Origin of the sequence: Listeria cornellensis FSL F6-0969 (genome assembly GCF_000525855.1) — a bacterium.
Taxonomy (GTDB): Bacteria; Bacillota; Bacilli; order Lactobacillales; family Listeriaceae; genus Listeria_A; species Listeria_A cornellensis.
Genome location: NZ_AODE01000032.1, coordinates 18,064 through 32,736 on the forward strand (window position 1 = coordinate 18,064; position 14,673 = coordinate 32,736).

General features: G+C 38.8%; 14 protein-coding genes and 1 pseudogene. 3 read left to right on the plus strand and 12 right to left on the minus strand.

The genetic code is table 11. The annotated features are described in order from the left end of the window. Positions 1–135: 135 nt before the first annotated feature. The 12 genes and pseudogenes from dnaB to PCORN_RS19445 form a co-directional block, all read right to left on the minus strand. Positions 136–1,500 carry a replicative DNA helicase gene (gene dnaB, locus PCORN_RS13095; RefSeq protein WP_036081449.1) on the minus strand — a complete coding sequence of 455 codons (1,365 nt, stop codon included), beginning with the start codon at positions 1,498–1,500 and terminating at the stop codon, positions 136–138. Between the two features lie 241 nt (positions 1,501–1,741). Continuing rightward, positions 1,742–2,190: pseudogene (gene rplI, locus PCORN_RS13100) on the minus strand (50S ribosomal protein L9). 1 nt (position 2,191) lies between these two features. Continuing rightward, positions 2,192–4,168, minus strand: coding sequence for a DHH family phosphoesterase (locus PCORN_RS13105; RefSeq protein WP_036081451.1), 1,977 nt, complete (start codon positions 4,166–4,168; stop codon positions 2,192–2,194). Between the two features lie 420 nt (positions 4,169–4,588). Further along, positions 4,589–6,733 (minus strand): ABC transporter permease, encoded by a 2,145-nt coding sequence (locus tag PCORN_RS21135; RefSeq protein ID WP_065520142.1) that lies wholly within the window; start codon positions 6,731–6,733, stop codon positions 4,589–4,591. 14 nt (positions 6,734–6,747) lie between these two features. Further along, entirely contained in the window at positions 6,748–7,458 is a 711-nt protein-coding gene (locus PCORN_RS13115; protein ID WP_036081454.1) for an SDR family oxidoreductase, read from the minus strand. 315 nt (positions 7,459–7,773) lie between these two features. Then, on the minus strand, positions 7,774–8,283 hold the full coding sequence (locus PCORN_RS13120) for a hypothetical protein (protein WP_036081457.1): 510 nt from the start codon (positions 8,281–8,283) through the stop codon (positions 7,774–7,776). Positions 8,284–8,403: 120 nt separating this feature from the next. Continuing rightward, on the minus strand, positions 8,404–9,630 hold the full coding sequence (locus tag PCORN_RS13125) for an aminotransferase class III-fold pyridoxal phosphate-dependent enzyme (RefSeq protein WP_051999473.1): 1,227 nt from the start codon (positions 9,628–9,630) through the stop codon (positions 8,404–8,406). Continuing rightward, positions 9,627–10,358, minus strand: coding sequence for a class I SAM-dependent methyltransferase (locus PCORN_RS13130; RefSeq protein ID WP_036081460.1), 732 nt, complete (start codon positions 10,356–10,358; stop codon positions 9,627–9,629). The genes PCORN_RS13125 and PCORN_RS13130 overlap by 4 nt, the downstream gene beginning before the upstream one ends. Next, a complete protein-coding gene (locus tag PCORN_RS13135; protein WP_036081463.1) occupies positions 10,348–11,505 on the minus strand; it encodes a hypothetical protein in 1,158 nt (385 codons plus the stop codon). Before PCORN_RS13135 ends, PCORN_RS13130 begins: the two co-directional genes overlap by 11 nt. A gap of 38 nt (positions 11,506–11,543) precedes the next feature. Continuing rightward, entirely contained in the window at positions 11,544–11,708 is a 165-nt protein-coding gene (locus tag PCORN_RS19435) for a hypothetical protein (RefSeq protein WP_159102595.1), read from the minus strand. 585 nt (positions 11,709–12,293) lie between these two features. Beyond that, positions 12,294–12,440 (minus strand): hypothetical protein, encoded by a 147-nt coding sequence (locus PCORN_RS19440; RefSeq protein ID WP_159102596.1) that lies wholly within the window; start codon positions 12,438–12,440, stop codon positions 12,294–12,296. Between the two features lie 60 nt (positions 12,441–12,500). Beyond that, positions 12,501–12,674: a hypothetical protein gene (locus PCORN_RS19445; RefSeq protein WP_159102597.1), complete on the minus strand. Its 174-nt coding sequence runs from the start codon at positions 12,672–12,674 to the stop codon at positions 12,501–12,503. 242 nt (positions 12,675–12,916) lie between these two features. Between PCORN_RS19445 and PCORN_RS13140 the strand changes: the two genes are divergently transcribed. The 3 genes from PCORN_RS13140 to PCORN_RS13150 are packed head-to-tail and all read left to right on the plus strand — an operon-like array spanning position 12,917 to position 14,657. Continuing rightward, positions 12,917–13,774, plus strand: a complete 858-nt coding sequence (locus tag PCORN_RS13140; protein ID WP_036081467.1) for a helix-turn-helix domain-containing protein — start codon at positions 12,917–12,919, stop codon at positions 13,772–13,774. A 9-nt stretch (positions 13,775–13,783) separates the two neighbouring features. Continuing rightward, complete coding sequence (locus PCORN_RS13145) at positions 13,784–14,038, plus strand: helix-turn-helix domain-containing protein (protein ID WP_036081470.1); 255 nt, start codon at positions 13,784–13,786, stop codon at positions 14,036–14,038. Between the two features lie 16 nt (positions 14,039–14,054). Further along, on the plus strand, positions 14,055–14,657 hold the full coding sequence (locus tag PCORN_RS13150; RefSeq protein WP_036081473.1) for an Rgg family transcriptional regulator: 603 nt from the start codon (positions 14,055–14,057) through the stop codon (positions 14,655–14,657). Positions 14,658–14,673 lie beyond the last annotated feature (16 nt).

A 14,673-nucleotide genomic window follows, 5' to 3' on the forward strand; every position in this document is an offset into this window, starting at 1 on the left:
GATACCATTATTTCTCCCTTAAAAAATAACATATTTCCTCTAAACAGAGGTAAATTGCATAGATTTTGTTACAGTTTCCAAAATAAAAAAGCAGTTGCAAAACCAAAATTGGTCCATGCAACTACTTTTTGTGTTCTAGGCTCCATGCGGAACTTGAGAATCATCGTATCTCACTTCGAGATTGACGAACTTATTATATTCTTTTACAAATGCCAACTGCACGGTTCCAACTGGCCCGTTACGCTGTTTGGCAATGATAATCTCGATTGTCCCGTCATTCTCACTTTCATGATCGTAGTAATCGTCACGATACAAGAAGGCCACGATATCCGCATCTTGCTCGATGGAACCAGACTCACGAATATCCGACATCATCGGGCGCTTATCTTGTCGTGATTCCACGCTTCGTGATAACTGTGAAAGTGCAATAACTGGGATTTTTAATTCCCGTGCAAGTGCTTTAAGGGAACGCGAAATTTCGGAAACTTCTTGTTGCCTATTTTCACCACCATTACGGCCACTTCCTGAAATAAGCTGCAAGTAGTCAATCACAATCATGCCCAGACCAGCTTCTTGTTGCAGACGACGGCATTTGGAACGGATTTCATTCACACGTATGCCTGGTGAATCATCGATATAAATACCAGAATTGGATAACGTCCCCATCGCGATAGTAAGCTTCTGCCAATCATCTGCGGTAAGAGAACCTGTTCTTAAATTCTGGGCATTGATGTTACCTTCTGCGCAGAGCATCCGCATAACGAGTTGCTCCGCCCCCATCTCAAGACTAAAAATCGCGACATTTTCATCCGTTTTAGTGGCAACATTTTGGGCGATATTCAGTGCGAAGGCAGTCTTACCCACAGAAGGACGGGCGGCCACGATAATCAAATCATTGCGTTGAAAACCCGCCGTCATATGATCAAGCGCACTAAACCCACTCGGAATCCCAGTAATATCACCTTTTCGATTATGAAGAATCTCGATATCATCATACGTTTTGACGAGGACATCTTTAATATTTTTAAAAGCCCCGACGTTTTTACGGGAGGAAACTTCTAAAATGTTCTTTTCGGCTTCGTCCATCAGTGTTTCGACTTCATCCTCGCGCGCATAACTGTCCGTCGCGATTTGAGTCGCGGTGCGAATTAGTCTGCGTAACAAGGCCTTGTCTTCTACAATATGGGCGTAATATTCTAAATTGGCCGCGGTCGGAACCGCTCCTGAAAGCTCCGTCAAATATGGCAAGCCACCGACATCCTCAATTTTTCCAGTGGAAGCCAATGCTTCATAAATAGTCACCACATCGACAGCTTTTCCTTGGTCACTTAGTTCAAGCATTGCCTGAAAAATATATTGATGCGCCTGACGATAAAAATCATCCGGCATTAAAATTTCTGAGGCCGTAATCAGCGCTTCCGGTTGCAGAAAAACAGCACCCAACACAGCCTGCTCGGCCTCAACATTTTGAGGTGGTGTTCTGTCTTGAAGGTTATCCACATGCACCCTCCTTTCTTTCACGCGGGCGCCGACAAACACTCATCTCCGTCGTTAAAGCCTCGCGCCAGTGCTCTTCTACACTACGTTTCGCATAACTTCTCACATGGTCGGGGATAAGACTCCCTCCCTGTTTTCAGTCAACATACAAATCGTATGCTCCTCTGCTCGGCTTTGCCTAGGATCTAAGCGCTTGTCGGCGCCCGCTCGTTTTGACTCTCAATCGTGAAAACCTGGTTTTTCTTTATTCTTCGCTGACGTGAACATCTAGTGTTGCAACAACGTCATGGTGTAGCTTCACGGGGACTTTTGTGTGTCCTAGTGCGCGGATTGCTTCTGGGAGGTCGATTTTGCGTTTGTCGACCTTGATTTTATGGTCTTTCTCTAAGGCTTGTGCGATTTGTTTCGACGTGATTGATCCGAAAAGTCGGCCGCCTTCGCCTGATTTTGTTTTTAAGTTCAATGGTCAGTTTCTCAACGGTTTCTTTCAAAGCTTTCGCGTCTGCGAGTTCCTGTGCTGCTTCTTTTTCAGTTTTCTTTTTTTGGCCTTCAAGCGCGCTGATACTCGTGTTTGTCGCTTCTGTTGCTAGACCTTTTTTTAATAAGGAAGTTTTGCGCATAGCCCTCTGCTACCTCTTTGATTTCACCTTTTTTAGCTGTTCCTTTTACGTCTTTTAAAAATATAACTTTCATCTTAGTTTTCTCCCTTCCAATAAGCATCGATGGCTTGTAAAAGTTGTTTTTTAGCTTCTGAAATTGTACTATTTTTTATCTGAGTGGCCGCATTGGATAAATGTCCGCCGCCGCCCAGTTTTTCCATAATCACTTGGACATTGATTTCGCCGAGTGAACGCGCGCTGATACCGATCATCTTATCCGGGCGTAGCGTAATGACGAATGAGGCCTGAACGCTCTCCATCGAAAGCATCGTATCTGCCGCCTGGGCCGCAATGACTGTGTCAAATACCTCATCTTCACGTCCCGTCGCAATCGCCATTCCGTCATGATACACTTCCAATGACTCGACCAAACGACTTCGTTGCCTAAACGTCTCAATATCTTCTTTCAAAAATTGTTGCACAAGAACGGTGTCCGCACCAAGCGAGCGTAAATAACTCGCCGCGTCAAACGTACGTGAACCGGTGCGAAGCGTGAAGTTTTTCGTATCGACAACAATTCCCGAAAGGAGCGCTGTCGCTTCAATTTTGCCAACTTTTTCAGTGGCTGGTTGATATTCGAAAAGCTCCGTGACCAATTCCGCCGTCGAGGAAGCATACGGCTCAATGTAGACGAGCACAGGGTTTTCCACGAATTCTTCGGAACGGCGATGATGATCGACCACCACGACATGCGCTGCGGTTTCCAACAGTTCGCGATTGATAACCATCGACGGTTTGTGCGTATCGACGACGACCAGCAAACTCTTATCGGTAATCATATCAAGCGCTGCCTGTGGCGTGATAATGTTGCGAATCACATCAGGATACTTCTCGATTTCGCGCATCAAACGCTGCACGTCCGGACTCATTTTCCCCGGTTCGACCACGACATAACCTTGCCGCTCGTTCATTTCCGCGATTTTCATCACACCTAGACTCGAACCGACTACATCCATATCCGGATAACGATGTCCCATCACGAAAACTTGATCGCTCTGCGTAATGATCTCCTGTAACGCTTGCGAGATAACCCGCGCCCGAACCCGCGTCCTTTTTTCCATCGGATTCGTCTTGCCGCCATAAAAGCGAACTTGGCCCTCCGGCTGCTTGATTACGACCTGATCCCCGCCACGACCGAGCGCCAAATCAAGCCCCGACTGCGCAAGATCCGCCAAATTAATCAAATCTTCCTCTTTGTAACCAATCCCAACACTGAGTGTCAACGGAATATTCTGCTTCGACGTCCGCTCCCTAATCCGATCAAGAATCTGGAATTTCTCCTCTTCCAACCGTTCCAACTGCGCCTCCGTCAAAAAGGCAATAAAGCGATCCGACGAAATCCGTTTCAAATAAATCCGGTGTTCCTTCGCCCAATTGGTGAGCATCGATGTCACCAAATTGTTCAGCGCGCTACGTCTACGATCATCCATTCCTTGCGTCCACTCATCATAATTATCCAGAAAAATAATCGCAAAAACCGATTTATCCGCCTGATAACGCGTATTCAAATCATAATATTCCGTCCGATCATACAAATAAATAATGCGTTCCTTCCGTTTCACAATCGTATCAAAACGGTGCTCCCGCCATGCAATCGACTGAATCCCTTGGTCCTCTTCCCCACGAATCACCGTCAAAAACTCCGGTCCAACATCCGCAAGCGACGAACCCAAAATGTCATCATCCTGCCCAAAATATTTCGCCATAAATGGATTAAACCATTCTACATTATAATTCTCATCATATAGTAAAATCCCCATCGGCATCTCAACCAGCGCCTCACCCTCACTGCGCTTAATCCGATACGATAAGTTCGAAATATACTCCTGAACCTCTTTATTCAACCGATTCTCCATGAAAAACAGCGTTATAATGAGCGATGTAATAGCAACAAATAAAAGTACTGCCAACCACCACTTATAATAAAAAGTGACAACTGTCAGGACAAGTACGACTGCTATTAGCCCATACAATGGATATTTTAGCATTCTTTTCTGAAAAAAGCCTGACATCAGCGAAAAGCCCCCTTGCTTTCTTAGATTAGCATCGAAATTAGGTGTCTATTGTTATGTAATTAGCCTTGTAAAACATGAAACTCCAAGCATCCCTTTAGTATCCTATTCTCCTTTTTTCACGAAGATAAGAATACTCTAATCATACCATAAATCGCGTTTTGAATGTTACTATGAAGCGAAAATGTAACATGCTTTCTTTTTTAGCAGGGAATAAAAAACTATTTTATGGATTCCCAACCTCCGTTACCAAAAATTAACAACAAATTTCAGAGTATTCCTTAGAATCACGAAGAAGGGATAGAAAATCTAGATTCAGATTTCCCATCCCATTTCTACATTATTCTCTTATGTTTGAAGTCTCTGATAAACCAGCTACCAGAATGCAACGCCGTTTTGTCCCAAATACACTCACCTTGATTAATTAGCATCATATTTCGCCAACCCCCAAGCTTGTTTGAAAGATTGAATAAAACTTCCTTTTGTACTGTAAGTTAAGACTGTACCACGATAGAAATAAATCGTTGCTAGGATAACTACTCCATTAAATGCGCATTGAATAAGAATCGAAGCTACAATTTCCCAACCCGGTACGGAGGTAAGTCCTACTCGAACAAACATAACAACTGGCGATATCAGTGGAATATACGACATAATTTTAATGATCAATAAATCTGGATTCGAAATTCCAAGAACCGCCACAACAAATGCTACCAAAAGAATCATCACAAGTGGCATCGTGTACTGCCCAACTTCTTCAACTTTTGATGTGAGCGAGCCCAGTAAAGCTGCCACAACAGAGAAGCCAATAAGTGCTAGTAAGAAGAAGACTCCAGCATACACATAGAGTGACGTCGGTATTAAGGATAGCTGCTCTTTTACCGTGTTTTGAATGAAGTCGGCTTTTGAAAAGCTAAGAGTTAGCAATAATCCTACGAGGAAAACTGATAATTGCGTTAGCGCTACAGCAATAACGGCGCACAGTTTGCCTAAAAAATGCTCCACTGGATGAGTACTTGATATAATAACCTCTAAAATCCGAGAATCTTTTTCTTTTGAAATTTCTGTTGCAATCATGTTCATATATAGTAGAACAAAAATGTAAATCAAGAAAATTAAGCCGTAAATTAAGATAAAAGCATGATCCGATGAGGCAAGATCATTCGCCTCGTTTAAATTCACAAGTTTCAACGCTGAATCTGTAGCAGCCATTTGTTCTAGATCAGTAGCACTTAAGTTAGCCGCAGCAATTAATAATCCTTGATTTATCGATTGAATATAGGCATTTAGAGAGTCATTAACAGCCACATTGGACAAGTTAGTTGAAATATATTCTCCCGTCACTTGCTTGGCATTTTGGTTTTTGAGAATCAAGTAACCATTAATCTCATCCTGCTCAACTTCTTTTTTCAACTCTGCTTCTTCGCTAGTACTTGCAGAAATATGTATATTACTATTAATCGCTGATATTGGCGGCAGTTCACTTATAGAGCTTTGGTTCAACACTTTAATTGTAATATCCTCTTTTGTTATGTCCCTAACAATATTAGGCAGGATACTCCCAGCAACAATTGTAAGTACGAAAAGCGCCGTGATTACCATAAAAGATTTTGATTTAACTTTTTCCAAATAGAGTTGTTTAAAAATAACACTAAATTTTTTCATATGACTCATCCTCCTATTTTTTTCTTTAAAAATTTCTTCCAATGTCGGATATTCTAGACTGAATTTCTCAATGAATAACTGCTGACCTAATATATCTTGGAAAATAGGTTTTGCGTTAGCTTCCTCTTTTATCTTAATTTTATATTCCTCTTTATGAAGCGCTACACTCTCCACGCCATCTAGTTGAGCAATATCAGTATCTTTTTTATCCGTTTTCAGATAAATAATTTTCTTCCCATATGTTTTTTTCAAATCGCTAATACTCCCTGAAAACAAGGTTTCCCCACTCTTTAATAAGCAGACCTTTTCGCACAAGTCCTCTACGTTCGCCATTTGATGACTAGAAAAAATGATAGATGTTCCTTCTTCTTTAAGTCGCAAAATCGCTTTTTTCAATATCTCCGCATTTACTGGATCGAGCCCGCTAAATGGTTCATCAAGAATTAGTAATGCTGGCTTATGGATGATGCTTACGATGAGTTGGATTTTTTGCTGATTTCCTTTAGAAAGATTCCCGACCTTTTCTTTTTTCTTCTCTAGCAATCCAAACTCTTCTAAAATATCATCTAATCGGGCTTTAATATCGGTTTTTTTCATACCATGTAGTTCGCCAAAAAAGATGATTTGCTCCTGGACGGTTATTTTTTGATTTAATCCACGCTCTTCTGGCAAATAACCAATGATATCTTTATCCAGACGCTTTAATGGTTCACCGTTCCAAGTAATCGTGCCAGATGTTTCTGATAGAAGGCCTAGAATCATTCGAAATGCCGTTGTTTTCCCTGCCCCGTTCTGTCCAATTAATCCTAAAATTTCACCTTGTCCAAGCTCTAAATTTAATTGATTCAGCGCTGTGAAATCACCGAATTCTTTTCTTAGATTGCTAATTCTCAATCCCATTTATTTTTCCTCCTTTACACAATAGTGTACCCATAATCAATAATAAGATTTTGACCTCGAATCGCGTCGCTTTTACTTGAGATTAAGAACATGATCGCCTCAATAACATCCGGTGCGGTCACAACTTTTTTATATGGAATACGCTTAATCAACTTTTTTCCCTCAAAACTTTGAAAAAATTCCTTATTCGAATCATTCAAAATGTATGACGGGGATATGCAATTCACTTTTATATCCTTCTTTGCATCATTTAAAAAATCAATGCTCAAATTTTTTGTCAGCTGAATCAACGCTGCTTTAGATGGACCATACGCAATCCTATTTTCATGGGCGACCACACCATTTTGTGACGCAATATTAACAATTGCCACTTTTTCTGAAAACAAGGTATAAATGGCCTTTAAAAAGAAAACCATCGATTTGATATTATTAGAAAACGTATTATTCCAATCTGATTCCGTAATGTTGAAAAAGTTCTTCTGATTGTTAACACCGACTAGATTTACAAGTACATCGATTGCAACCCCCTCTTCGTCTAGCGCTGTGATAAGTCGATCTCGATCCTCTTTCAAGTTAATATTAGCGTTATAAAAAATTTTATTCCCTTCACGAATGCCCCAACTATCATAATTTTTATCGATGCAAACAATCGTTTCAAAATCTTGATGGATTAGCTCTTTGCCAAGATAGCCATCCGCGCCCAGAATGATCGCATTTTTCTTCATTTTGTATTTTCCTCCTAACTACGAGATGTAATTTTGATATATACTTACAACGAAAACTAAGATTGTAATCGCAATTGCTAGGCTATTGAAAACGCCCCAAATTACAATGCTTTTTTTGGAACGGCTCTTTTCCCGCTAATATTGCTCGGAAGTTTTTCATGTAATTCTTCGTACCCATCAGCACGTTCGCTAACCAAAATCCGTCTAACTTCATGAATGGCATTAAATTAAAGGCCATAATGCTAAAATTGACTAATATAATGAGTAGAACCGCTGTGTTTAGTGTCAGTAAATAAACTAAAACTTAAGATGCCACTAAAAATAATTTGGTTTCGCACGCCTCCAACGATAATATTGATCTGCTTCTTTTTTAGATAGCGTACCGAGAAATGATACATCCACATAGAATAACATCAGGCAAAAATAGCGTAGTTGAAGCCCACAATAGATATTATCCCGTTTAAAATGCTTCATATACTCTTGATAATGTCCTATCTCATGGATGAAAATAATGCCAAATTGTGCAGCCCATACGACGAAAACATAGCTGAGCGAGAGCTCCTGGATATTAATAGCCGTTGCCTGCATCACAATAAACGGTATCATCAACACACTTATAAGCATTAGTAAGATACAAACATAGCGATTGAATACTCGAGTCAAAAGCTGATTTGTATCAGAAACTATTTTGGAATCTAGCTTCAAATTTAAAAACTTCCAATTAAGCATATTCGGCTTCTTTTTATACAAATAATCTTCTAGAATATCGTTGCTCTCCGGCTCTTGCTCATAGCCTTTTATGTAATTAAGCGTGTTTTCATCCACTTCTAAATACCTTTTATTACGCGTATTAAAAAATAAAAAATGGCTTCTTGCTTGCGATGATACTCTAGAATCACGTTCTTAATAGAAATCGTACCTACAGCTTGCATTTATATACCCTCCTCATAATTTTTGTCGTATAAACTTCATGCTTTTTTCCATCGTTCTTTGTGTCGTTAGTAAGATTGGAAATAAGGTTAAACCGCTCTGTTCTTGGCCCGCCGAATAGTAGTATACTAAAATTCCGTTTTCCCTTAGCTCGTTCCATATTCGGATTACCTTTGCCAAATCGTTTATTTCAATAGAGTACATCGCGCCTTTGCCATGGATTTTCGTTCGTCCATCGCTGAATAGATCCAAAATCGTTTTTTCGATCGTATTTACTTGTGTTTGCAGCAGCTCCTCGTTTTCCAGTATGTATTCTAGTGTTGTAAGCGCTGATTGGACTCCTAGTAAATTACCATTCTGCGTCGAAAAATGCTCTACATGAACATCTGAATTCTGAAGATATCGGCTAACTTTATGACTCATTACTACAGCTCCAAACGGTATTGCACCATTGTTAATCGCTTTACTAAGAAGCAATAGATCTGGGTTGCTGTCTAAGTTATGATAGTAAAATCTCGATCCCGTTCGATAAAATCCTGTCGCCACTTCATCAAAAACAGAAATAATATCATATTTTCGCAACAACTCTAGCAGTGTATTCAAAAATGTTGGCGAAAATGGATAGACGCCACCCGATCCTATCACTGGCTCTAAGAAAAAGCCCCCGATATCATGATGATTTTGGCGTACATACTCGAAAATCGCTGCCTCCTCTGCCTCACTTTTAGGAACTTGTAAAAAAGTACATTCTGTCGCTTTCGAATGATAGTCTTCCGTTACGATTTCATCCAAACCACTCACATTCATACCCGCAAAAAATGTACCGTGGTATCCAGTCGCAAAACTGATCAATTTCCTATTACCGCGCAGATGCTTCACATATTTCACTGCAAGCTCTGTTGATTCCGAACCACTATTCGTATAAGTCACTCGCTCAAAATCGTATTTCCCATCATTACAGAAATCCAGTAACTTTTCTGCATACGCCGTGTATAACGGATGACCATAACTATGAATATCTAAAAATGGCACGCCCGTTTGAAGAACCTGCTTGAAATCCGCTTCCAATTGCTGCGACAACTCATTTGCATACCCAAACGAATTATTCCATAAACCACTGCATAAATCGAGATACCGCTGGTTCTTGTCGTCATATAAAAAACTATCTACCGCTCGAACAACCTGTATTCCCGTTTGTGGCTTTTGATTCACACTACCCATCGGTATATTATATGCACTCATTTCGCCAACCTCACCATCTTACAATGATCTTTTACCTCTTGTAACGCGTAACTATAGCCATATTTCGCACACGCTTCCCGTAGATATTTTTCCGTATAAATATACTTTTTAGAAACACCTAACTTACCTTTTTCATCCGTTTTCGTGTACATATTAAAAATTAGCTGCTCATCCCTGATAAAATTACTATAAAATACTGATTTACCGTCAATTTTCACTTTTTGAAGGGAATCGTCTAATTTATCCACATAATTCTCATCCCAAAAATCAAATATTATTTCCCCGTTTTCTGTAAGTAAGTTTGTTGCATCTTTGAGAAATTGCTCAAACGTCGCGAAATCAAACAAAGAAACCGTCGTCGCTGGGATAATGATACAATCAAACTGCATCATACCCAAACTATTAATAACCTCAATCCCAATCTGATACACCTTATGCCGATACAGCGGATTAATAAATTTTAGCATCTCGCCAGCCGGTTCCACACCAGAAACATCATACCCTTCATCCGTTAAGAAATGGAACATCCGCCCCGATCCAGTACCGATTTCGAGTACTTTTTGATCTCGGCTTATCATCGCCAAATATTGATCTTTATCATTGATCGTCTCGCACATTTGGTTATACACATCTGAGAAATAAGCATCATCATAAAAATCCTTCACCAAAAGCGCACCTTGATCATATTTATTTCTAAACGTTCCAAATAACATATCGCTAGGCTGCATTGATAATCCCCCTAAAACTTTCGACTTTTTCCTGCACATCGTCCGCAAGTTCTACTAATCTGTTCTTATAATACGCTTCTAAAAGAGCTAAAAAGTCTGCTTCCGTCTCATAAACCTTATTTTCTTTCAAAGAATAGCAGTAATAACTCCCATTGTGCTCAATACCGATAAAATCAAACGCTTGTTTGTAGGTTGCCTGTGCTTCAAATTGGAAAGCATTAAACGGTGTTACAACATGGTTCCGTTGCATCTGTAATTGCCGCATTAAATTAGCCAAAACATAGTACATGTGTGAAATCGTCGCTTTTTCTGACCACTTATCATCTCCATCATGCGCTTCAGATACTTTTAAAAGATACTCTGAGTAGCTACAACTCACATTCCTACTCACCGATAACCTTTTCCTATAGTCCAAAAAGCACCCATCTGAATGTATAAATAGACTTGACGATGGGATAATACCTTGAATCGCCATATAATCAACTACAAGTTCCCCTGGTAAGGGTGATGCCTGCCCAATTTGCATAAAACGCGTCACATTTTGATCGATCTCTTCTTTGTCTAAATATACAAACAGATCACTATCAATATAATCCGATAATTTCACAAGTATCTGCGGATAATTAGCAGTCACACCTACTGGAAAAGTCCCTGCGCCCGCAACAATAGAACTATTAATCGCCATCTTAGCCAAAATAGAATGGTCAATATCTGCGCTGAGGCAAGCATCTTCCACGTAAATATGCTTCAAAGTCCCTTGAAACTCTGCAGGATAAATCCCCGTTAGTAAAGCTTTAATACCGTTTTGAATCGCTTGTTCACCATTAAAAGTAACTTTGCCTGTACCTTCCTGATGATGCTTAGCAAAGCTATCCTCCAAAGAAACATACCTCAGCTCCGTCTCGATATTTGGCTGAATATAGTTCACAAAATTAGTCAAACGCCCTATTTCACCAGTATAAATATATGTCATCGTTTCATATTCTTGAAAATCTAAATAATCAATATAGTCTTCATATGTGTTTGTATTAAAATTATATGTATCCATTGTATAACCTTCACCAATAAGTTGATCTGCTAATTCTGTTGAAACTTCCAATGTCTCGAAAATACCGTGATTTATCGTTAAAAAAGTTATCGCGTCCATTTAAAACACTCCTTATTTTATAAAACTATCTGTTGCTCTCACTTATTAGTGAGAGCAACAGATTTCACCAATTTAGCAGCTACTACTAACATTACGATAGTTATAGCGATGGTTAATACCGTATTGACATTCCTAAATACCAAATTAATCATTCCTAAAGCTAGTAACATTACCAATAATAAATCTGTTCTTCTTTTTGCCATGTTAACCACCCTTTATCAAGTTACTACAACGCCCACAATCGTTGCCCCAATACCAACACCAATCCAAAAATCTGTGACATGTCCATTCAATTCTTCACTATTTACCTCTTTAAATATTAAGTTATTCATACTATCCTTCCTCCTTTATCTTTTTTGTTTTTATCACGTAAGAACTACGATTCCTCCAATTACAACAATTCCTCCAACAACGCCTCCAGTAGTACACCAGCCACAGTTTAAACCTTCATGTTCTAATTCGTTAAATTTCACCATTATTTCCTCCTTTATCTATCAAATTTATAACTTATGTTAGTACGATCAAACCGCCAATAATGACGCCTCCACCAATTCCAATTCCGACACCTTGCCAAAAACCAGCATTCAATTCCTCTGCTTGTGTTTCTTTAAAATTTAACTTCATTGTCTCAACCTCCTTTATCACTCTATATCATACACTTCATGTTACTGCCACAACAGCAACTGTAGCAGTTATAATTACCACCGCCTGCTACCATGACACACTTGCATTTAATTCCTCAACATGCGTTTCTTCAAAATTCAGCTCCACTAAATCTCCTCCCTATATTATAAATTTAGATTTTTTCCAATTGGATCCGCATCTATAAACCAATGTCTGTTTAAAAAAAAGAAAATCGGTGGAACAATAACCGAAATGACAATCCACGGCCACTTTGCATTCAACTCTTCGGATACACGTTCTTTTAATTTCATATCTTAGTCCTCCTATTTATATTTAAATTTTTAAGGGATGTACTCATAAACCCGTGTTCCTTATGATATATTTTTCTCAATCTTATGTAGCTCTTGGTTGCTTAATCTCGATCCCATATTCTGATTAGCGATAATATACTGAAAAACATTGTTCCATTCCTCCTTCTCTTTCAAATGAATACCATCAAAAAGCTCTTCTTCTTCGAGTTCTTCTTCTTTTTCTAAACTCAGCATTTTCTATATGCCTCCTTTAACCACGATCCCAAATTCTAACCATCAAGTCTACAAGTTCTAACATGATCTCGCCTCCCGTTTATTTTTTTTGTTGTGTTCCTCTTGCTTGATTACATCTTATCAAAAATTATTATCTTTTTTGCATCTCCTATTGTATAATGTAATATATGACCACATGGAGATTCTTATACCTCATATATGACAATCTGCTATCTATTCTTTCATTAAGGGAGGTTACATGATTGACGAGTTATGGTAAAACATTGAAACAAATCCGCATAAATAAAGGGCTGACACAAAAAGATGTTGCCGAAAATATTATCTCGCACTCCTTCTACGCTAAGGTCGAACGTGACGACAGCAACATTGCCGCAGACCGCCTGCTTGATATTTTAGATCGATTGAACATGGAAGGCGATGAGTTCCTATTTATACATAATGGTTATAATGAGCCGTATAAACGAACATTACGCCAAGACTTGCTCCAAACCTTTTTCAAAAATGATACGGAAAAAATGACCCAGTTACGGGCGGAAATTGATCTTAAGTTCCGAGAAACAGATGATTTTTTCTATCAATTACTAAGTATCGATACGTACTGCATTATTCAGAAATTAAATGACGAACCGATTGACGTAGCTTTGATCGAGCCTTTGAAAAACTATTTATTTGATACTGAAACCTGGGGACATTACGAAGCAATGCTTTTTACGAACAACATGTTTATTTTTGATATTGAGACAAATTTAATGTTTGCTAATAAGCTACTCAAAAATTTGAAGCAGTATGAACAGTACAGCTTGCATGAGCGGCATATTCTTACTGCACTGATCAATTTGACGATTCTTTGTATAGATAACGATTATACACATGAAACCGATTACTATTTAAAGTTATTGAGTACACGAAAGAAAAACCCGAAATTTCTGTATGAGCGAAATATCACGCTTTTCCTGAATGGTATTTGTTTGATTAGGGATGATCAAGTAACTGAGGGACGGGCAAAATCCGAACGCGCTATCCAAATTTTGAATACGTTAAATATGACCAATAATGCAAAGCGCTATCAAAAATATTTGGATAATTACTTGAATAGATGAGGTGATAAGATGAACTATGGCGAAACAATTCGTGAAATAAGACTTAGTAAAGCGCTGACACAAAAAGAGGTTGCGGGTAATATTGTTTCACTCTCCTTTTATGCAAAAGTAGAGAAAGGCGAAAATAACCTCTCTGCAGATAAATTTTTCAAAATACTAAATAAGCTAAATATCGAGATTGACGAGTTCCTGTTTGTCCATAACGACTTTAAGGAGAATCCAAAAAAAAACGATTCAAAAGCGGATTCATCAATTCCCAGATAATCGAGATTTAGAGGATATGCTTCGATTAAAAGAAGAAACTGCGCACTTGTATCAGCAAACTTCTGATATTTTTTACTTACTTATTAGTATCGAGCTAAGCTGCATTATTCAGAAGATGCATGGTGAGGTAATTTCTACTGACTTAATCCAACCACTCAAGGACTTTCTCGCCAAAACGGCGACTTGGGGGCATTTTGAGACAAAAATTTTCACGGACAACATGGTTTTTTTAGATATTGACACGACACTTGTATTCGCTGACTCGCTACTGAAAAATTTTAGGCAATATAGTAATTATGGGATTTATGAGCAAGATATTCTTCTCGCTTTGATAAACTTAACAATACGCTGTTTTGACTGTAATTATTTAGAGGAGGCAGAATACTACCTGACGCTTATTAATAGAAAGCAGAAGAATCCAAAGCTATTTTATGAACGGAATATGTATTTATTTTTGACAGGAATAAATGCTGTTAAAAATAAGGATATACCTCGGGGTGAAGAAACAGCGCTCTGTGCTATTCAAATTTTCGAAGATCTGGATATGAAGAAAAGTGCGGAGAAATATCAGAAATATTTGGATAAACATTTGGAACTGATGACAAAACAAGCCCTCTAGTGCGAGAGCTTGTTTT